Source organism: Paraburkholderia sp. AV2, assembly GCF_054968425.1.
This window is the reverse complement of sequence record NZ_JBANLK010000011.1, coordinates 19,647-39,742: the sequence shown is the minus strand read 5'-3', so window position 1 is coordinate 39,742 and position 20,096 is coordinate 19,647. Positions and strand designations below refer to the sequence as shown.

General features: G+C 62.3%; 19 protein-coding genes and 1 pseudogene. 8 read left to right on the top strand and 12 right to left on the bottom strand.

From position 1 onward, the window contains the following. Window positions 1–16 precede the first annotated feature (16 nt). Complete coding sequence (locus V8683_RS10745) at window positions 17–766, bottom strand: SDR family oxidoreductase (RefSeq protein WP_411191076.1); 750 nt, start codon at window positions 764–766, stop codon at window positions 17–19. 101 nt (window positions 767–867) lie between these two features. Between V8683_RS10745 and V8683_RS10740 the strand changes: the two genes are divergently transcribed. Next, the gene (locus V8683_RS10740) at window positions 868–1,785 is read left to right on the top strand and encodes an AraC family transcriptional regulator (protein ID WP_411191075.1); all 918 of its coding nucleotides are present in this window, start codon (window positions 868–870) and stop codon (window positions 1,783–1,785) included. On the opposite strand, the gene V8683_RS10735 is transcribed toward V8683_RS10740, so the two are convergent. Then, window positions 1,782–2,978 (bottom strand): MFS transporter, encoded by a 1,197-nt coding sequence (locus V8683_RS10735; protein ID WP_411191074.1) that lies wholly within the window; start codon window positions 2,976–2,978, stop codon window positions 1,782–1,784. The two genes, V8683_RS10740 and V8683_RS10735, sit on opposite strands and share 4 nt — an antisense overlap. Next, complete coding sequence (locus V8683_RS10730) at window positions 2,975–3,508, bottom strand: MarR family winged helix-turn-helix transcriptional regulator (RefSeq protein ID WP_411191073.1); 534 nt, start codon at window positions 3,506–3,508, stop codon at window positions 2,975–2,977. Before V8683_RS10730 ends, V8683_RS10735 begins: the two co-directional genes overlap by 4 nt. Window positions 3,509–4,212: 704 nt before the next feature. Between V8683_RS10730 and V8683_RS10725 the strand changes: the two are divergent. Beyond that, window positions 4,213–4,653: pseudogene (locus V8683_RS10725) on the top strand (hypothetical protein); the annotation flags it as partial. A 54-nt stretch (window positions 4,654–4,707) separates the two neighbouring features. On the opposite strand, the gene V8683_RS10720 reads toward V8683_RS10725, so the two are convergent. Beyond that, the gene (locus tag V8683_RS10720; protein WP_411191072.1) at window positions 4,708–5,766 is read right to left on the bottom strand and encodes a LirA/MavJ family T4SS effector; all 1,059 of its coding nucleotides are present in this window, start codon (window positions 5,764–5,766) and stop codon (window positions 4,708–4,710) included. A gap of 254 nt (window positions 5,767–6,020) precedes the next feature. Between V8683_RS10720 and V8683_RS10715 the strand changes: the two genes are divergently transcribed. Next, the gene (locus tag V8683_RS10715; RefSeq protein WP_411191071.1) at window positions 6,021–6,422 is read left to right on the top strand and encodes a hypothetical protein; all 402 of its coding nucleotides are present in this window, start codon (window positions 6,021–6,023) and stop codon (window positions 6,420–6,422) included. A gap of 72 nt (window positions 6,423–6,494) precedes the next feature. Here the strand turns inward: V8683_RS10715 and mqo are convergent, their stop codons facing one another. From mqo to V8683_RS10700, 3 genes are read right to left on the bottom strand one after another with little or no spacing between them, the layout of a single operon-like run. Beyond that, window positions 6,495–8,066, bottom strand: a complete 1,572-nt coding sequence (gene mqo, locus V8683_RS10710; protein WP_411191070.1) for a malate dehydrogenase (quinone) — start codon at window positions 8,064–8,066, stop codon at window positions 6,495–6,497. Window positions 8,067–8,125: 59 nt separating this feature from the next. Beyond that, entirely contained in the window at window positions 8,126–8,362 is a 237-nt protein-coding gene (locus V8683_RS10705) for a hypothetical protein (protein WP_411191069.1), read from the bottom strand. A 39-nt stretch (window positions 8,363–8,401) separates the two neighbouring features. Further along, a complete protein-coding gene (locus tag V8683_RS10700) occupies window positions 8,402–8,923 on the bottom strand; it encodes a hypothetical protein (RefSeq protein ID WP_411191068.1) in 522 nt (173 codons plus the stop codon). A gap of 117 nt (window positions 8,924–9,040) precedes the next feature. Between V8683_RS10700 and V8683_RS10695 the strand changes: the two genes are divergently transcribed. Then, window positions 9,041–9,961, top strand: a complete 921-nt coding sequence (locus tag V8683_RS10695; RefSeq protein WP_411191067.1) for a LysR family transcriptional regulator — start codon at window positions 9,041–9,043, stop codon at window positions 9,959–9,961. Here V8683_RS10695 and V8683_RS10690 read toward each other — a convergent pair. The 3 genes from V8683_RS10690 to V8683_RS10680 form a co-directional block, all read right to left on the bottom strand. After that, entirely contained in the window at window positions 9,958–10,314 is a 357-nt protein-coding gene (locus V8683_RS10690) for a BON domain-containing protein (protein WP_411191066.1), read from the bottom strand. The two genes, V8683_RS10695 and V8683_RS10690, sit on opposite strands and share 4 nt — an antisense overlap. 103 nt (window positions 10,315–10,417) lie before the next feature. After that, window positions 10,418–11,776 carry a C4-dicarboxylate transporter DctA gene (gene dctA, locus V8683_RS10685; RefSeq protein ID WP_411191064.1) on the bottom strand — a complete coding sequence of 453 codons (1,359 nt, stop codon included), beginning with the start codon at window positions 11,774–11,776 and terminating at the stop codon, window positions 10,418–10,420. A gap of 106 nt (window positions 11,777–11,882) precedes the next feature. Continuing rightward, window positions 11,883–13,049 (bottom strand): mandelate racemase/muconate lactonizing enzyme family protein, encoded by a 1,167-nt coding sequence (locus V8683_RS10680; RefSeq protein WP_411191063.1) that lies wholly within the window; start codon window positions 13,047–13,049, stop codon window positions 11,883–11,885. Window positions 13,050–13,164: 115 nt separating this feature from the next. Between V8683_RS10680 and V8683_RS10675 the strand changes: the two genes are divergently transcribed. Then, window positions 13,165–14,109: a LysR substrate-binding domain-containing protein gene (locus tag V8683_RS10675; RefSeq protein WP_411191062.1), complete on the top strand. Its 945-nt coding sequence runs from the start codon at window positions 13,165–13,167 to the stop codon at window positions 14,107–14,109. On the opposite strand, the gene V8683_RS10670 is transcribed toward V8683_RS10675, so the two are convergent. Then, window positions 14,001–14,873 (bottom strand): helix-turn-helix transcriptional regulator, encoded by an 873-nt coding sequence (locus V8683_RS10670; protein ID WP_411191061.1) that lies wholly within the window; start codon window positions 14,871–14,873, stop codon window positions 14,001–14,003. The two genes, V8683_RS10675 and V8683_RS10670, sit on opposite strands and share 109 nt — an antisense overlap. A 98-nt stretch (window positions 14,874–14,971) precedes the next feature. Here V8683_RS10670 and V8683_RS10665 point away from each other — a divergent pair, with 98 nt between their 5' ends. Further along, a complete protein-coding gene (locus tag V8683_RS10665; RefSeq protein WP_411191060.1) occupies window positions 14,972–15,859 on the top strand; it encodes an SDR family oxidoreductase in 888 nt (295 codons plus the stop codon). Window positions 15,860–16,003: 144 nt separating this feature from the next. Here V8683_RS10665 and V8683_RS10660 read toward each other — a convergent pair whose 3' ends face one another. Beyond that, window positions 16,004–16,948 carry a LysR substrate-binding domain-containing protein gene (locus V8683_RS10660; protein ID WP_411191059.1) on the bottom strand — a complete coding sequence of 315 codons (945 nt, stop codon included), beginning with the start codon at window positions 16,946–16,948 and terminating at the stop codon, window positions 16,004–16,006. Between the two features lie 106 nt (window positions 16,949–17,054). On the opposite strand from V8683_RS10660, the gene V8683_RS10655 reads away from it, so the two are divergent. Then, window positions 17,055–17,546, top strand: coding sequence for a GNAT family N-acetyltransferase (locus V8683_RS10655; RefSeq protein ID WP_411191058.1), 492 nt, complete (start codon window positions 17,055–17,057; stop codon window positions 17,544–17,546). An 826-nt stretch (window positions 17,547–18,372) separates the two neighbouring features. Next, window positions 18,373–20,096, top strand: a 1,724-nt coding sequence (locus V8683_RS10650; RefSeq protein ID WP_462880633.1) for a beta strand repeat-containing protein, incomplete at its 3' end; no start/stop codon positions are given.

Genomic DNA, 20,096 nt, shown 5'->3' with positions numbered 1-20,096 from the left:
CGATGGTGCTGGTCCGTCAGCGTGCCTCGGCCGCCCAGGCTTCGGCGTCTGCTCCGGCCGGGAGGCGCATCGGGCACGACGGATCAGTCGCCGCGCGCCACACGGCTTCGGCGACGTCTTGTGCCTCGGTGATCGGGGCAGACTGATCGCCGAGTCGCGCGAGCACCTCGCTGACAAGCCCGGCGTAGGCTTCGTGCTCGAAGCCGTGAATATGGGCGCGCGCGTTCTCGCCGAAGCGCGTCCCCGGCGCACGGCCCGGCAGCACGAGGCGCGCGCGCACGCCGAACGGTTCGAGTTCGAGCGCCATCGACTCGGTGAAGGCGTTCACGGCCACCTTGCTTGCGCGATAGGCCGCGAGAAGCGGCAGTGCCTTTAGCGTCACGCTCGACGTGACGTTGACGATCACGCCGGCTTTGCGCTGCCGGAACTGGGGCAAGACCGCTTGCGTCACGGCAATCGTGCCGATGGTGTTGGTCTCGAACACCGCGCGCACCGATTCGAGCGGGACCAGTTCGGCCGGGGCAGCCGCGCCGAAGCCCGCGTTGTTGACGAGGACGTCGATCGGGCCCGCGGCCTCCACGGCGAGGCGAATGCTCTCCGGGCGGGTAACGTCGAGCGCGAGCACGCGCAGAGGGTCCGAGGGCGGCAGCACGTCTGCCCGCGGCGTACGCATCGTGGCGACGACGCGCCAGTCGCGGTCCAGGAAATAGCGCGCGATTTCGAGGCCGAAGCCAGAAGAGCAGCCGGTGATCAACACGGTTTTCACGAAAACTCCTGCGGGGTGGTTGAAATGCACTCCTACGATAGATTGCCGAGACCGTACTTGCTACAATCCATCATCCGAATTTCATTTGCGGGAGTCCGGTCATGATCGATCCGTTGGCTGAGGTGGTGATGCTGCTGCAGCCCAGTGCCCGGTTCTCCAAGCTGGTCCATGGCGCCAGTCCCTGGCGCATCAGCCGCTCGGATGCCGGCCAGCCGTTCTATTGCGTCATCCTCGAAGGCGGGTGCCGCATCGCGATCGACGGACACGAGCCGATCGAACTGCTCTCGGGCGACTTCGTTCTCATTCCCGCGGCCTATGGCGTCGCGATGTCCAGCCTCGAAGCGCCGCCGCCGGGCGTCGAGACCCAGGCGCCGGTCGCGCTGGGCAACGGTGAATACCGGATCGGCGCCGAAGGCAGCCCGGTCGACACGCGCATGATGGCCGGTCATTGCAGTTTCGGTTCGCCGGATGCGTACCTGCTGGTTTCGCTGCTGCCGCAGATCGTGCATGTGCGCGGCGAACACAGGCTGGCCACGCTCGTGCAACTCGTGCGGGAGGAGTCGCGCGATCAGCGGCCCGCGCGCGAAGTGGTGCTCTCGAGGTTGCTGGAGGTGCTGCTTATCGAAGCGCTGCGATCCGCTGCCGGCACCGGCGCGTCTCCGGGCCTCGTGCGCGGGCTTGCCGACGGCCGCCTCGCCGCTGCGATTCGCGGGATGCACGAGCATCCGGCGCGCGCGTGGACGGTTGCCGAACTCGCGAAAGCGACCGCGCTCTCGCGCTCGACTTTCTTCGAACGCTTCAGCCGCGCAGTGGGTGTCGCGCCGATGGAATATCTGCTGACCTGGCGCATGGCGCTCGCCAAGGACTGGCTTCGCCGTCACGAAGGCCGTATCGCCGAGATCGCGGAGCGTGTCGGCTATAGCTCCGCCAGTACGTTCAGCGTGGCCTTTACGCGGCATGTGGGCAGGCCGCCCGCGCAGTACGCGCGCGAGGAGCGGGCGGTGGCGAACAGCGCTTAAGTGCCGGTCACAGGCGCAGGGCGGCTGCTTTGACGCTTTCCCTCGCAGATGCCGAGGGTAAAGACGGCCAGCGCGCCGCTTGCGATCGCAAGTGGCCACATCAAGACGTCGTTGCCGAAGGCCTTCATCGCCGCGCTCGCGATGAGTGGCCCGACGATGGAACTGGACGTGAATGCCAGCGACACCAGACGCATGTTCCGGACGAGCGCAGCTTTCTCGCTGCACGCCGCAGCGTACATGCCAAGCGTGATGAATGCGCTATTCATGCCGCCGACTACGAGGCCGCTCGCCGGAACCCGCCACGTCATAGGCGGGGCGAGCGTGAAAGCGAGCAGTGCCAGCGTGCTCGCCGTCGCGCACACGATGACTGTCGATCCCAAACCCGCACGGTCGGCTAGCCAGCCGACCGGAAATTGCAGCGCCATCCCGCCGAGGCCAAGGCACGACAGCAGCAGGGCCGTTTGCGTGGCGCTCATGCCGCGCGCACCGGCATACAGTGGAAAGAGGCCATAGAGCGCGCCGTCGCTGATTCCGCCCACTGCCACCACGATCATGCCGAGGCAGACCCGAGAGCTGACGGGCGTGTTCCAGACGCTTCCGTGAACGGATGCCTCATGGGAAACGGGACTTGCCGGATGCCCCGATGCGGTCAACCAGAGCGGGACAGCGGCGGCCAATGTAAATAACAGGCCGGCGGCAATCGTTACGCGTCCGTCGGGACCGCACCATGCGGCTAGTGCCGGTGCAATGACGCCAGCCGTTGCAATCAGCGTCTCATGCACGCCGACCACGCGGCCGCTCAATTCTTCGGGTACGAGGCTATACAGCCACGATTCGTTGGCGATCCAGCGCAGGCCGATGCCCAGCCCGGTCAGGATACCGGGCACGATCCAGAGCGGCCACGACAGCCGGCTTACGGCCGAAAACGCGACGATACTGGCCGCGAGTCCGAGCGACACCGTTCGCTTTGCGCCGATTCGCGCAACTAGCGCCGGGGCTACCGTGAGGCCCGCGAGCATACCTGTCCACTGCGATGCGGCGAAGAGGCCTGCGCGCGGCGCGTCGAGGCCTTGATGAGCGAGCCAGACCGGCAGCACGATGAAGCCGATGCCGAACTGGCCGATTTGCGCGAGCGTCGATACGGCGGTCAGTGCGGCGATGGCCGGCCAGCGCACCGGTGCCGGCGATTTCATGACCTGCCCCGGGTTGGCATGGGCAGACCCTCTTCGCGGCATTCGATCGGGCAGCCCGCTTCGAGACACGGCCCTTCATCGCAAAAGCGGCAAAGCTGCATCGCATGCGCGGGGTCGCGCGTCTCGTGCCAGAGCATCTTGATCAGCAAGTCTTCGAACACCCGGCGCTCATCGCCGTCGAGATGACCTACGATGCGCGTGAGCAGGCTTTCGCGCGCGCTCCGCAGACGCCTCACTTCTCGCCGGCCGGCGCTGGTCAGCGCGAGTGCAACGGAACGTTTGTCGAGACCGACCCGCTTCTCGACGAGACCGGCGTCGACCAGGCCCGCTACGGCGCGCACAGCCGCCGGATGCGACAGCGCCACGGCATCGCGAAGCAGTTCGATCGACGCGTCCGGATACTGGCCGATCGCGTTGAGCATCGCCCGCGCAGTGGGGCCGGCGAGGGCGGGGAGGGTGTTCAGCGCATACATCTCGTCCGTGACCAGCAGGGCGAGCGCACCGAGCAGATTTTCCGTACGCAGCGTCATTGGGGTCCCCAAATATGTGCATTACACACATATGCAGTTTGCACATATTCGACTGGAAATGCAAGAATTCCCTATGGCACTAATGCGGTAGGGATGGACCAGACTGATCCAGGTTGAGCTTTAGGGTGCGAAACGGGACGGGTGTGCTTTGCCTCTTCGCCAGCTAACGTCCGGGCACGCATTGTGCTGCGCCTCGGCAAAGTTACGCGTGCATGGAGCCTGGCGAGATGATGTCGTGGAAGAACTGCTTTGCCGCCGCCCTGTGCGCCGCTGCTGCCGCGTTCGTGCCCGCGAGGGCGCAAACGCAGGTGGAGGGGGTGGTGCAGCCTGCGGTTTCGGCTTCGCAACCGGTGGTGCACGCCGTTCCGCTGAACCCGCCCGCGTCCGCGCCGCAGCCCACTCAACAGCCGGCTGCAAAGCGTGTCGAAAAGCCCGCTGAGAAGCCGCCTGAAAAGGCGGCTCACAAGCCTGCGCATAGGCGTGTTCATGAGCCCACTTATAAGACCGCCCCGCAGCCCACTGTGCAGTTAGCACCGCCTATTCTTCCTGAGCCAACGCGGCAACCGGCGGAGCAACCTTACGTGCCGCCAGCGCCAACGCCACAGCCCTACGCACAGCCAGCGCCAGCACCACAGCCTTACGCGCAACCCGCGCCAGCACCGCAGCCCTACGCACAACCGGCACCAGCGTCTCAACCCTACACGCAACCTGCCGCGCAGCCCGTCGTCAACTGGACGCTGCAGGTAATCCGCGACGGCCAGCAGATCGACTCATTCGACGGATCGGCCGCCGTCGGCCAGGGCAGCACCAACACGCATCACAAGGTCGTCACGCACAATGTCGGCTGCAAGAATCAACCCGCCGGCAGTATCGACCTGCAGCGCACCCTCACGGTCTCGCCGCTGCGGGCGGACTCGACCGGGGCGGTTCTCGCCATCGAGGCACGGGAGACGGTCGAAAGCGATACCACACCCCAAACCCCGGAGGGCTGCAAATTGCCGCCGGAGCTTAGCCAGGTGCGCGCCAGCCATCCGGGACTGGTCGTGCCGGCGGGTCAATGGGTCGAGTGGCAAATCGTCGGCCAGGATCCTTCGCTGCTCTACCGGGTCCGTGCGAGCGTCGCGCCGCCGTCAGCGCAGCTTTGACTGGCAGCCGCGCACGATTGCACTGAGAGGCGGCGGGTCCTGGCTCTTCTGATTCTAGGCCGGCCACGCTTGCCAGTTGACATCGACGACAGTGCCTTTTCGTCGAATGAACAAGCCCGACTGGGCGACGTTGTAGTACTTGGCGTTGGATTCGGTGGCTTCACCGTGCACCAGAACCCCTAGCCTGGCGTTGTGCACGATTTGTACCCTGGCATTATTCCTCGCTATTTTGTAAACATAGCTCGTATCGATTCGCGAGGAATCTTTGGCTTCGGCTTGCCGCTTTAGATATCGGTCCGCCACGCAAAGCCCAAGAAGAGGATAAATTTCTCCGGCTTCTTCGCTTGTCAGGTAGAGATTCAAATTGCTCGGCGCCCGGAAATCCAGTTTATCGTCTGCCCCGAACGCTACAGAAGCCGCATTGGTCGGTATCCCGTCACGATCAAGAAGGCATTCCCATAAATAGCGCTTTATGGCGGTACTTTTATCTAATCCTTCCAGCTTGTCTCGCGTTATCCATCTCTTTATATCCATATAGAGACTGCCGATCTGATCGATTTTCAAACCCACGCCGGCGAGATACCACTGTATTCGATGCGAGTATTCCCCGTGCATAGGTCCCGCACCGATGTCTTTGAACGGACGCCCGGATGCCAACTGTTCGTTAAAGAGCCGGGTAGGGTTGCCAAACAAAATATCGGCCGAGTCGCCTTCGATAATCGCGAACCCATTTTGGCTTTCCCATTTTGTTAACGTAGAACTCAACAGCTTCGTGAAGAATTCTTTTTCATATTTTCTGTAATTTTCTACGCCCTCTGATTTGTTGCTGTCAAGCCATCTTTTCTTTCGAATCCCGAGAAAAAATTTGAATAACGCCTGGTGCTCGAATTCTTCTCCCAGTTCGGTCTTTATCTTATGAGCGATCAGCGGGATTCGAATCAACGCCTGCGTAAGCAGGGCATGCTCCAATATGCGTAACGCATCCTTGCAATGGTCGAGAGACGAGAGATAGGCGCCGATTTCGCAATAAGTCTTGAAGTGCGTGCTTTCGCTGAATTTTTCGCTGAATTTCTCGGTCAGCTCCAATGCAACTTCTTCGACATTTTTAGCCATGATCCACCTCGCGCACCAGATTTTTAAGAACCGGTAACCACGCTGAAAAATTCACTTCGGATGGTTTGCGTTTCATGTCCCTACGAGAATAACCCACCTTGCAAAACGGCGCGTGAAGCGTTCGAGTCATGAATGCACTTGCTGGCAAAGCCGTCCTGCACCGGGATGCCCCAATCGCGGTGTAGTATTCCACCGTACCTTCGCGATCGTTCAAGTTCGCCGACAATCCAGCGTATCCAGACGGGGAATACATCATGTCAGGCGAGTGGAAGCGCCGCATCAGGCTCTTTGCCCAGCGTTTCTGGCAGCCGACCAGCGCATGCATGACCTGCATGCCAGGAAGCTGGGGCAACGTCATGAGTCTGGCCCACTGGACGATTGCTCTCCAGACGGGACTGTTCACCGGAATTCTGGCCGTATTTTTGACTTTTACGCCTGCGGGAAAACTCTATGCGCATCGATACGGCAATGCGCTGATCGTCGGCTGCCTGACGACGTTAGGCGACGCCTACTCGCACACGAGCCGCTACCGCATTCCCATTGTCGAGCACATCGCAACGGGGGTCATGTCCGGACTACTCGCGCTGATCGCCTCCTGGCTATTCGAAGATCGCGCGCGGCGCATCCGGGCGGTTTGGGGCCGGGTTTTCGGATAGCGTGCCGCTGGCCCAGGGACATTGCCGCTGGACCAACAAACAAATGGATCAGACGCAGACCGGTAGCGATGCTCAGCTCGGCAAGGACGATGGAGCCAGTTGCAGCACCGCGTTGGTACTCGCCCATTCGGCGCGCAGTGCGCGGACATTATCGCCAAGCTTGCTGCCGTAATGCGGCACGAGCTCGCGAATCTTGTCGCGCCACCGGCCCGACTCGCATTGCGTACGAAACACCCGGTGCAGCAGGTCGAGCATGATCGGCGCTGCCGTCGATGCACCAGGAGACGCGCCCAGGAGGCCCGCAATACTGCCATCTTCGGCGCTTACGATCTCGGTGCCCATCTTCAGGACGCCGCCCTTGGCGCCGTCGCGTTTGATGACCTGGACGCGCTGGCCTGCCTGTAGCAGCCGCCAGTTTTCGCCCTGCGCGCGCGGAAAATATTCGCGGAGCGCGTTCAGCCGATCCTCTTCGGACAGACTCAGTTGCTCGGCCAGATACTCGACGAGCGGAAACTGGTCGAAGCCGACGTGCAGCATGGGGGCGATGTTGTCCAGGCCGATGCTGTGCAGCAGGTCGAGATACGACCCGTGCTTCAGGAACTTCGTCGAGAACGTCGCGAACGGGCCGAACAGCACGACCCGTTTGCCGTCGAGCACGCGCGTATCGAGGTGCGGGACGGACATCGGCGGCGCGCCCACCGACGCGCGGCCGTACACCTTGGCCAGATGTCGGCGCGCAATGTCCTCGTCCTCGGTAACGAGAAAGGCCCCGCCGACAGGAAAGGCGCCATAGTCGCGCGCCTCGGGAATGCCCGACGCCTGCAACAGCGGCAATGCGGCGCCACCGGCGCCCACGAACACGAACTTCGCGTCGACCACGTGGTCGGTCCCGTCGCGCAGGTTATGCCACGACACCCGCCAGGTTCCATCGGGATTGCGCTTCAGATGGCGCGCTTCGCAGGATAGCTGAAGATCGAAGTCCGAACGGCGCTGGAGATGGGTCACGTACTGGCGCGTGACTTCGCCGAAGTTCACGTCCGTGCCCATTTGCGACCACGTTGCCGCGACCTTCTCGGCCGGATTGCGTCCCTCCATCATCAGCGGCACCCATTGATGAAGCTGCGCCTGGTCCTCCGAATAGTGCATGTCTTCGAACAGCGGCGAGGCCTGAAGGGCTTCGTAGCGCTGCCGGAGAAAGCGGACGTCCTCGTCGCCGAAAACGAAGCTCATGTGCGGGGCCGCGTTGATGAAGCGGCGCGGCTCGCCGAGCACGCCGCGCTCGACCATCGACGTCCAGAACCGGCGCGATATCTGGAACGCTTCATTGATCGCGACGGCGCTCTCGATCTGAACCGTTCCATCGGGCTGCACGGGCGTGTAGTTCAGTTCCGCGAGCGCGCAATGCCCCGTGCCTGCGTTGTTCCAGCCGTTCGTGCTCTCGTTCGCGACCGCGTCGAGCCGCTCCAGCATCAGCATCGACCACTCCGGTTCGAGCTCGTGCAGGAGGACGCCGAGCGTCGAGCTCATGACGCCGCCGCCGATCAGCATGACATCGACCTTTCTGGTGTTTGTGGTTTGCGTCGAGTGTGCCGGGTCAGACGAGGTGTGATGCGGAGACAGAGCCGATTTGAGGGCATCGAACATTGTAATGAACCTTTCTGCGAGGATGGGGAGCGAGGCGAGAGACGACGGGTTTGGAAAATTCAAGGCCCCGCGTTTACCCCACTATATTGGAATTCGGGAAAACAGGTCGCCTCGGGCGGCAGCCGTTTCAGATCAAGTTCGCTCGGCGCGGCGATCATCGCGCCGCTCAAGGGCACCACGGTCAGATTGCTGCGTAACGTGCTATCGACCACCGTCGATCCGTCTGCGGCGAGCAAATCGATCCTGATGCCGGTGCCTTGATAGCTCGCGTTGTTCAGCGATCCCGAGCCGGCCACGATCGCGGTTGCCGCAAGCGGGCGACGTACCGCTCGACGTCATGACTTGCGGAAGGACCAATAGCCGGGAGTGGCCTTGAGCTGCGGGCGCAGCATCAGACAGAAAGCGGCGACGTGCGTGATCATCAGCAAGGGCACGTAGATAACCGGAATCGCGTACGTGGTGCCAAATTGCCCGGCATGCGCGGGAAGATCGGCATGGATGGCGTGGTAGTAATCGACGACGAGGTCGATCGTGCCCACCACGTTGAAGGCTACGACGAAGGCCCAGAAGACCTGGCGAACCCGTGCGGTTACGAGCGCCAGCATGGCCAGCACGCCCGTTGCGAGATCGCCGTATGCGGCGAACACGGCGAAGCTGGCCGGAAGCTGCGGACTGACGACGCCCGGGAGGAGAAAGACCAGCCCGAAGAACCGGAAGCTGTGCAACGTGGCGATGGCGCGCTGCGCGTCGAACGGGGTTATCGACTTGAGTTTGGGCCAGACGTAGGCGCCGAAGCAGAGCAGCCAGGCGACATACCCCAGGACGAGATGCAACTGAAAGAGAAGTTTCGGCGACATGATTCGGGCTTCCTCCGTTGTGGGGAGCATTGATCGGCGGGAACGCGCGCTGATCCCCATGCGCCAGGTGTACCATGACCCGGAGTGAGCGACTATTCATCACAATGTTGACGGGCTATGAAGCAGAACTTCACAGTCAGGCAGGGCGCTCTCGATGGTGTGGAGGTGTTCCTGAGCGTTGCCCAGCATCGCAGCTTTCGCAAGGCGGCTGCGGCGCTCGGCGTGACGCCGTCGGCCGTCAGCCAGACGGTGCGCGTGCTCGAGACGCGCATTGGCGCAGCGCTTTTCACGCGCACCACGCGCAGTGTCGGCCTGACCGAAGCCGGCGAACGGTTTCTTTCGCGCGCCAAGCCTGCTTTCGAGGAACTCGTTGCTGCCGGCGAGGCCGCGCGCGGCCTGGGTCAGCGTCCGTCCGGACTGCTGCGGCTTTCCGTGCCGCGCGCGGTGGTGCCGCTGCTGTTGGAGCCGCTGATCGCATCGTTCTGCAAGGCCTGGCCCGAGATCGAAGTGGAGCTGGCCACCAGCAAGGATCTGATCGATCTCGCGGCGGAAGGGTTCGACGCCGCGATCCGGCTGGGGCAGCTCGTCGCCGCCGACATGGTGGCGGTGCCGTTGACACCGCCGTTCCGACTCGTCGTCGTTGGTAGTCCTGCCTACTTTGCGGGGCGCGGGCGGCCCATGAACACGGACGATCTGCGGCAACACGCCTGCCTCAGATGGCGGCGATCCAGCGGCGCACTCGCGCCGTGGTCGTTCAACAGCGACGGTCAGGCCGTCGAGATTGCCGTATCCGGTCCATTGATCGCGAGCGACTTTCCGACCCTGCTAGGCGCGGCGGTCGAAGGCATGGGTCTCGCGCAGCTACCCGAGCCGATGGTCGCCGCAGGGGTGAGGGCGGGGAAGCTGGTGCACGCGCTGGACGCGTACGCGCCGGTGCTTCCGGGCGTATTCCTCTGCTATCCCAGCCGCCGGCAGATCTTGCCGAAGCTGCGCGCGTTCATTGATTACGTGAAGAGCCGCCCGGCGGGTGGGGGTTAATCGGACTCTCGGCCCGCTGAGCGGATGGTCAGCCGGTTCGAAAGCGCGGTGACACCCGTTACGCCGCGCGTTGTCTGACCCGCAAGCTCAAGCTGCTGCTCGCTTATGGCCGTGCCGGTCAACGTGACCCTGCCGCCTTGCGCATTGACGTAAATATGCGTCGGATCGAGGCCATTGGTACGAGACAGCGCCCACTGGACGTGCCGCACCAGCGTTTTGTCGGGAATGGCGCTGGGGCTCGTTGCCGCCGTCGAGCCGTTGCCGCCGCCCGATTGCGCAAATGCTTGCTGTCCCGGTGTCACCAGGGGCAATAACAGGCCAAACGACACCGCCAAAGAATAGAGACGTTTCATTTTCGTCCTCCGTTCACGCCGAATCGGTCGCAATTCCGGCCATAGCGGTTTCCACGTTAGACCATGCCGATTAAGGGACCATGAGACTCGGGTGAAACTTTTTTCACGTCCGGTGCCGGCGCGCAGGCGCGCCCGCCAACAACGACATGTCTACGGATTCCGGCGTTTCCGGAGAGGCATTCCCGATACTGAGGTCGGCATCGCGATTCAGAACGGCGCGCGCCCGTTCGACGTCCATGGCGCCTTCCCACCGTGCGACGACGATCGTCGCGACTCCGTTGCCGATCAGGTTCGTTACCGCGCGGGCTTCGTTCAGGAAGCGATCCACGCCCAGCAGCAACACCAGCCCCGCGACGGGTATCTTGTGCATCGAGGCGAGCGTCGCCGCCAGTGCGACGAACCCCGCGCCCGCCACGCCGGCCGATCCCTTCGAGGTCAGGAGCAGCACGCCCAGCACGACGAGCTGATCCAGCAACGTCAGATGGATATTCATCGCCTGCGCGACGAACATTGCCGCCATCGTGAGGTAAATCGCCGTTCCGTCGGCGTTGAACGTGTAGCCGGTCGGCAACACCATGCCGACGACCGGGCGCGAGCAGCCGAGGTTCTCCATCTTGATGAGCATCTGGGGCAGCACGGCCTCCGTCGAAGCCGTGCCGAGCGTGATGAGAATCTCATCCTTGATATAGCGAAGATATTTCCAGAGCGACAGGCCGCAGAGCCGCATGACGGTGCCGAGCACGACCACGACAAAGAAGACCGACGTGAGGTACAGACACAGCATCAGTTGTCCGAACGATGCCAGCGTGCCGAGGCCGTACTTCGCGATGGTGAATGCCATCCCGCCGAACGCACCGAGCGGTGCCACGTACATGACGATGCGGACGACGCCGAACATCCCTTGCAGGAACATGTCGAGCATATCCACGAGCGGCGCGGTGCGCGGACCGAGTCTCGCCAGTGCAATGGCGAAGAGGACGGAGAAGAAGATGATCGGCAGGATTTCGCCATTCGCGAACGCGCCGACGATACTGTTCGGCACGATGCTCAGCAGGAAACCGAGCGTCGTGTGTTCATGCGCGGCGTGTGTGTAGCTGGCGATCGTCGAGCTGTCGATGTGCGCCGGATCGATGTTCATGCCGCTGCCGGGCTGGATCAGATTGACGACAAAGAGGCCCGCGACGAGCGCGATGGTCGAGGCCGCTTCGAAGTAGAGCACCGCCTTGACGCCCACGCGGCCCGCTTCGTGCAGGTCGTTCATGCGGGCGATGCCCACGACGACCGAAGCGAAGATGATCGGCGCAAGCAGCATGCGGATCAGCTTGATGAACAGGTCGCCGAGCGGCTTGAGATTGGCCCCGATATCCGGGTAGAAATGGCCGACGAGAACGCCGGCCACGATGCCAATCAGGACCTGCACGTAAAGCTTCGAAAGAGACTTCCTGAATTTCGAGGGCCGCATGTCTGTCTCCTGAGCATGGCGCCATCCGGGTCGATCTGGGCGACCGCCAACCGCCGTGCGTGCAGCGATTGTGTTTCTGGTCGCGGTTCCTCTTCTTTCCTCGGCCTCAAGCCGAGAGCTTCTGCATTTCCGCGAACAGGTCGGCCTTGCCTTCAAAGCCGATACCGGGCAGATCGGGCATGGTGATGTAGCCCTTGTCCACCTTCACGCCGTCGGGGAAGCCGCCGTAGGGCTGGAACAGATCGGGGTACGACTCGTTGCCGCCGAGCCCGAGGCCTGCCGCGATGTTGAGCGACATCTGATGGCCGCCGTGCGGGATGCAGCGGGCCGCCGACCAGCCGTGCTGATGCAGCATGTCGAGCGTGCGCAGATAGTCGACGAGACCATAGCTCAGCGCGCAGTCGAACTGCAGCCAGTCGCGGTCCGCTCGCATGCCGCCGTAGCGGACGAGGTTGCGCGCGTCCTGCATCGAGAACAGATTCTCGCCGGTCGCCATCGGCTTGTCGTAGTAGTTGCGCAGTGCGGCCTGCAACTCGAAGTCGAGCGGGTCGCCCGGCTCCTCGTACCAGAACAGGTCGTATTGCGAGAGCGCCTTTGCATAACGGATTGCCGTGTCCAGATCGAAACGGCCGTTGGCGTCGACCGCGAGCTTCTGGCCGTCGCCGAGCACGCTCAGGATCGAATCGATGCGGCGCAGGTCCTCGTCGAGCGACGCGCCGCCAATTTTCTTCTTCACGACCGTGTAGCCCCGGTCGAGATAGCTGCGCATTTCGTCTTTCAGCTTGTGATGGTCCTGGCCGGGGTAGTAGTAGCCGCCCGCCGCATACACGAAGACCTTGCGGTTCGGCTGTCCGTTGCCGTAGCGGTCCGCGAGCAGCTGGAAGAGCGGCTTGCCCTCGATCTTCGCGACGGCATCCCATACCGCCATGTCGATCGTGCCGATCGCCACCGAGCGCTCGCCGTGGCCGCCCGGTTTTTCGTTGGTGAACAGCGCGGCCCAGATCTTGTGCGGGTCGAGGTTGTCGCCCGTCTCGTCGACGAGCGAGGCCGGGGCGGCTTCGAGGACGCGGGGAATGAAGCGCTCGCGCATCAGCGTTCCCTGGCCATAGCGACCGTTCGAGTTGAAGCCATAACCGACGACGGGCTTGCCGTCGCGGATCACGTCGGTGATCACGGCGACGAGGCTGAGCGTCATCTTGCTGAAGTCGATATAGGCGTTGCGGATCGAGGAACGGATCGGAACGGTCTTTTCGCGGATTTCAACGATTCTCACGGATGTCTCCTGGGGGCACGGCCGGCATTCGAGGCAGCGGGGTGCGGGAGACGTTAGGTTAGGCGTCGGGATCGGTACTATGATTCACTTGTTTTCATATCTTTATTAACCTGCGGTGAAAAGTGACCTGACTTCCCATCTTGAGTTTTTCGTCCTGCTCGGGCGTTACGGGAATCTTTCGAGCGTCGCGCGCGACATGGATATCACACCGCCGGCGGCGACCAAGCGGCTCGCGCAGCTGGAGGCGAAGCTCGGCGTGCGGCTCGTCAACCGGACCACTCGCAGCGTGAGCCTGACCGCCGAAGGCGAGACTTTTCTTCACTACGCGACCCGGATTCTGGCCGAAGTGAAGGAAATGGAGGACGTGGTGTCGTCGAGCCGGTCGGTGCCGCGCGGCCTGCTGCGCGTCAATGCGACACTCGGCTTCGGACGCACGACGATCGCGCCGCTCGTCTCCGAGTTTGCGAGGCGCCATCCGCATGTCGAGGTGCAGCTCGATGTGACTGACCGGCCCGTCGACCTCGTCGAAAGCGGGGTGGATCTGGCGATCCGTTTTGGCGAATTGCCCGACAAGCGGCTCAACGCGCGGCGCATCATGGCGAACCGCCGCTTGCTGTGTGCCTCGCCGCGTTATCTGGAGCGGCACGGCACGCCTGCCACGCTTGCCGATCTCGCCAACCATCAGTGCATCGTCCATCGGCAGAACGATAACGCTTACGGTGTCTGGCGCCTGGAGCGCCATGGCGAGGCGCATTCGGTGAAGGTGCACGGCATGCTGTCGAGCAACGACGGCGACATCGTGCTCGGCTGGGCGGTCGAGGGGCACGGCATCCTGTTGCGCTCGGAGTGGGATCTCGCAAAATATCTGGAGAGCGGACGCCTGCGCGTGGTGTTGCCGGAGTTCGTTCAACCGCTTGCAGACCTGTTCGTCTACTACCCGAACAAGCGGAATCAATCGTCGCGTGCGCGCGCGTTTATCGATTTTTTGGCTGAGCGGTTCGGTCGGCACGACGCGAGCGCCTTGATACGTTCGGCCGTGTCGTCGTCGAGCGGCGTATAAACGATCATGCCTAGATCCGGGCGGCCATCGACAGAGAATGCCGAGTATTCGAGCTCGATCGGTCCGAGTTCCGGATGCGACAGACGTTTCACGCCGCCATCGGCGTGGTTATGCAAGTCGTTCTCACGCCATAACGCTTCGAATTCGGGGCTCGTGCTGCACAACTCGTCGACGAGTTCGCCGGCCTCCGAAACGAGGCCCGCTCGCGCCACGTCGGCTCTGAACGCCCCCACGACAAAACGCGCGACGCTCTCCCAGTCATGCTGCTTCGCACGCACCAGCGGATTGCCGAACAGAAAGCGCAAGATATTGCGCCCATCGGGCGGCAGCGCGCCGTAATCGGTCAGTACGACGGCGGCGGCGCGATTCCACGCGACAACGTCCCAAACCGGATTCTTGATGATGGCGGGACTCGATTGCAGGGAATCGAGAAAGCGCTGCAGCCGCGGACTGACGTCGTTGACGGCCCGGTATCGGACTTCCGGCGGCCGGCCCAATCCGAGCATGAAAAGATGTTCGCGCTCGGTGCTGGTGAGCATCAGCGCGCTCGCAATGCGTTCCAGCACGTCTGCGGAGGGCGCGCCCCCACGCCCCTGTTCGAGCCACGTGTACCAGGTCGAGCTGATATTCGCACGTTGCGCCACTTCTTCGCGGCGCAGCCCCGGCGTGCGCCGACGCCCCGAATAGCCGAAGCTCGCGGGGTCGAGCCGGATGCGGCGGCTCTTCAGGAAGTCGCCGAGCGACGTAGGCGGGGTGACCGGCACGAGATTCCTGTTAGTCGTTTTACCATGATAACGTCACTACTTTAACGGAATAAGAAATCGACGGATAGTGTGGAGGTCACGACCAGGAGGAGTTGACGATGCGAATCTTTTTGACGGGCGCGACCGGTTTTATCGGCTCGGCCCTGGTACCTGAACTGATTCAGGCCGGACACCATGTCATTGGCATGACTCGTTCGGAAGCCGGCGCGCAGGCGCTCAAGGCGGCGTGCGCCGAGCCTCACCCAGGCACGCTGGAAGACGTCGAAAGCCTGAAGCGCGGTGCCGAAAAGGCGGATGCCGTGATACACGCGGCGTTCGACCACGACTTTTCACGATTCGTCGAAAACTGCGAAAAGGACCAGCGCGCGATCGCCGCGCTCGGCTCGGTGCTGGCCGGCTCGGATCGCCCCATCCTCATCACGTCGGGCACCGGCGTCGGCAACGACGAGCCCGGAGAGCTCGCGCGCGAGGGCGTTTTCAACACGAGTCATCCCAATCCGCGCATCGGATCGGAAATAGCGGGAAACACGCTGCTCGATGCGGGCGTGAACGTCTCGGTGATGCGGTTGCCGCAAGTGCATAACCCGCTCAAGCAGGGGCTGATTTCTCCGCTGATCGCGATCGCTCGTGAGAAAGGCGCCGTGGCCTATGTCGGCGAGGGCCGCAACCGTTGGCCGGCGGGGCATCTGTCCGATGTCGTCCGGCTCTATCGGCTCGCGATCGAGCAAGCGGAACGAGGGGCCCGGTATCACGCCGTGGGGGAGGAGGGCGTTAGCAGCCGAGATATTGCCGAATCGCTAGGGCGAGGTCTCAAGCTGCCCGTCGTGTCGATCGCTCCGGAGCAGGCGCAAGCCCAGTTCGGCTGGATGGCCATGTTCGTCGGCATGGACATGCCGGCTTCCAGTGCGTGGACTCAGGCACGCCTCGGTTGGCGGCCGACCGGACCGTCGCTCATATCGGATCTGGATCAAGCGCGATATTTGTAGCGTTCGGATGGGGGCAGCGGGGTTGCTTTCGTTGGGTGCTGTCCGGTGGGCGCGCCGTACGGCTGCAACCCTGGCTTTCTCGTTTGGGCCCAAGGGGCCGCGCCAGGCAGTGAGGGACCCAGTCCGCTCTCGATCTGGTTGCGGTCAACTGCCAGCAGGATCAGGCGTACTCGCCTTGCCCAAAATATCGATCATCAACTCCCGCATCCATCGATGCGCTGCCGATCTGGCGTGTCGTTTGTAAAAAAGTGCTTTTAGAACGTAGCGAGGAACGTTGAACGGCGCCGGGTATATCACGAGCGGTATCGCCAGAGAAAGCTGTAACGCGGCCCGTCGGGGCAGCGTCAACAGAAGCTCGGAATTGGCAACGATGAATGGCGCAGCCATCACGCTTGGAAGTTGCACTGCCACATCGCGGATGTGTTGAGAATCCAGCAAAGCGGCATCGATGACGCTACCCTCGGTGTTCCAGGGTGTCACGACGACATGCCGTTCAGCAAGATAGCGAGTCAAGGACAGCTTCTGCCCGATTCGTGGATGTCCCCGACGGACGACGACGACATAATCGTCCACGAAGCATTGTAAAGACGCGAGTCCGGCAGCCTGCAGCTCCGTCTCATCCGAAAAACCCAGCGCGAAATGAACCCGCCCCGAAGCGAGGTCTTCCAGCGACTCGCGCTGGGTCGAGTAAACCACGCGCACGCGGGTTCCCGGGGCATGCAGCTCCAGCGCTGCAACGAGCTGCGGCAGCACCGCGAACGCGGTGAAATCGGTTGCCGCAAACACGAACTCTTGCTTGCTGGTCGAAGGGTCGAACGGACTCGCGTTTTCCAGGCTGTCCGTAAGCGTCTGCAGCGCCTCGCGCACTCCCACAGCCATCTGCTCAGCCTTTGCGGTTGGCAACATTCCGTTGCCGTGCCGGACGAAAAGCTCGTCTTCCAGAGCAATGCGCAAACGTGCAAGCGCATGGCTGCAGGCAGACGCGCTTAGTGAAAGCTCTTCGGCAGCCGAGACGACTCCTCGATGCCGAAACAAGGCGTCGAAGACCAACAACAGATTGAGGTCTATCCGTCGAAGCAAATAATGCATAACGTGCAGTACTTCCTGAATAAAATGCAGTGTTTGCAGTTTGCGCGTGTTCTATCATCCTGTCACTTCAAATGTTCCAGGCCGGCGGTTCCGGTCTATCTCACTCATGACAGTTCCAAATTTCCGCCTGGCGCGGCCCATGGACGTTGACCGCGTCTTCGAAATCGAGACTTCGGCTTACGAGGGCGACGAAGCAGCCACGCGCGCCAGGATCGCAACCCGCATTGCCGAATATCCGGAAGGTTTTCTGGTTATGGAACTGCACGGCAACTTGATCGGATTCATCAACAGCGGATGCGCGCACGAAGTCGTCATGTCCGACGAGGCGTTCAAGGAGCTTGTCGGACATGATCCGTCTGCGGACAACGTCGTGATCATGTCTGTCGTGATCGATCCATCACATCAGGGAAAAGGGTACGCGTCGCTGATGATGCGAACTTTCGTCGCTCAAATGTCCCAGATGGGCAAGAAAACCATCCATTTGATGTGCAAGGACCGTCACGTAGCACTGTATGAACGTATGGGCTATCGCTACGTCAGGCCGTCCAGTTCCGACCATGGAGGCATGTCCTGGCACGAGATGGTGATGGTGCTGTGACCTTGCAATAGCGCCAGTCGGGCGGGAAGTGCCATGCAGCACGAGACCTCCGGCAAAACGGCGGGCGCCCGCCGCTTTCGGCTGTTCAACGAATCGTGCCTTGACAGCTTGAGCTTGTCCTTCTGGCCGGCTAGCGCCCGACAACCTGGTGCGGCGATTGCCTCGGTCGCGCCTTTCATGCGAAAGGCATGAGCCGACCCCGAGCGGCCTGTCGATTCCATCGAATCGACAGGCCGGTTTGAGAAGCACACCGGCCGTTCAAATTGTCATACGGTGCAGTGGCTTGAGATGCCATGCGGCACCCGCGCCCTTCGTCAGACAGGTGTATAGAACCTGGTGACCAGAAACGTCAACGCAATCTACCGTTTCGTGAGATAGCCCTGCTTCAAATGCCAGTATTTAACAAGAATTAACAGCCTTTGCAAATCTCCGGCATTGTTGATCGTCGCACCGATTGTGCGAAACGGGCGGGTCTTGCGTGTGCTTATCAAGATTGCTTTTTGCTAGCCCGGCGACTACGCTTCTGGCACGGAAAATCAAAGCCATGGTTGATCCGTATAACAGATAAATGAAAGACTAACCGCCGCTGGCAGGTGGTGCGAAACGGGGCTCCACATACAAGCGAAATCCCGGTATCGGGGATAACGCTGCACAGATCGATGAGCTTGACGTCGACGTGCGCTTCAATGCCCTGCGCGACAAAATAGTGAAGACGGGGAAATCGTCTGGAAAGGGTGAAATACCTATCACGCCTGTTTGCACAATAAATAGGGAGTGATGCGCATTAGAAAATGCTGTGCTGCCTATAACGGCGATCGGGGACGTCATGAAACAAAATTTCAATAAATCAGCGAAAACCATAAATACGGTTTCTGTACGCAATTCACGTGTCATACCGGGAAACAAGGAAGAACGTGCCGCCGCTAAATGCCCAGGCACGGGCGTGCGTTCCCGCCGCTCCCTGATGCTGTCGACGGCGATTGCCGCGCTTTTCTGCGCGGCCGCCGGCGTGCGTCCGGCGAACGCGCAGGCGTCGTACTCCGTGGGCACGGCATCCGATCTGACCCGTGCGATTACAGACGCAAACACCAATAATGACTACCTTCCAGACCTTACCCTGTCAGGAAATGTCACAACCCCCAGCGGGACCGTGGTGCCCACCGGAACGGCTGTAGGCAGCGGCTCCGGTAACGGGTTGAACCTGAACACGGGCGCCTCTACCCTGACATTGAGCGGGGCGGGTACGGTCTGGAACGCAGGTACCTTTGGCGGCGCCTTCGATGTCAACGGGGCGGGCAGCGGCGGGTTGACCGTTTCCAACGGCGCTCAGCTCGTGATCCCGGACACCGTCGAGGTTGGCTTCCTGAGCCTCAACTCGGGCGCCCTGACGGTCACGGGAAGCGGCTCGAGTTTGACAACAGACTACCTTGCCGTCGGCCGGGGCGGGGATGCCTCGATCGCGTTGACAGACGGCGCCCGGCTCACGACCAGCACCGCCTCGATTGGGGAAGGCCCGGGATTTACCGTGGCATCCAACATCGCTGTGCTGGTGGACGGAGCGGGTACCGTCTGGAACGCCGGCAACTTCTCGGCGGGTGGGGCGACGAACAGTGTCGGTGTGACGGTTTCCAACGGCGCCACGATCCAGGCTGTCAACGCCGGCATCGGTGTAAACGGCGCCGCGTCGATGCTGGTGACGGGGGCAGGTTCCAGCTTCGCGGACTCCGGCGTTCTCTATATCGGGCAAACCACCTTCGGGGGTACGCCAGGGCAGGGAACGCTGACCATCAGCAACGGCGGCCTTGTTGCGGCGTCGGAGGGGGTACTTGTCGGTGCCGACAGCGGCACTAACGGCACGCTGACCGTCGACACCAACGGGGTCCTCGAAACAGCGGCACTGCTGCCGGGCGTTGGCGACGCGACGGCGACATTTGATAACGGCACCCTGCGGGCGACCGCCGACAGCATGCCCGACTCGGCATTGATCTATGGTTTTGCGCCCGACAATTTCATCATCGGTGCCGGGGGCATGATCCTGGATTCCAATGGTTTCAATGTGACGGCATCGACCGTCATGTCGGGCGTAGGCGGCCTGACCAAGCAAGGCGCGGGCACGCTGACCTTGACGGACGACAACACCTATACCGGCGGCACGACGATCGCGGCGGGCACGCTGCAGCTCGGCAACGGCGGAACCTCGGGCAGCATTCTCGGCAATATCGCCGACAACGGTACGCTGGCCTTCGATCGTTCGGACAGCGTCGCTTTCGGCGGCACGGTCTCCGGCACCGGCGCGGTCGACCAGATCGGTACCGGCACGACCATCCTGACGGCCAACAATACCTACACCGGCGGCACGACGATCTCGGCAGGGACATTGCAGCTCGGCAATGGGGGAACCTCGGGCAGCATTCTCGGCAATGTCGCCGACAACGGCACGCTGGCCTTCGATCGTTCGGACAGCTTCACTTTCGGCGGCACGGTCTCCGGCACTGGCGCGGTCGACCAGATCGGTACCGGCACGACCATCCTGACGGCCAACAATACCTA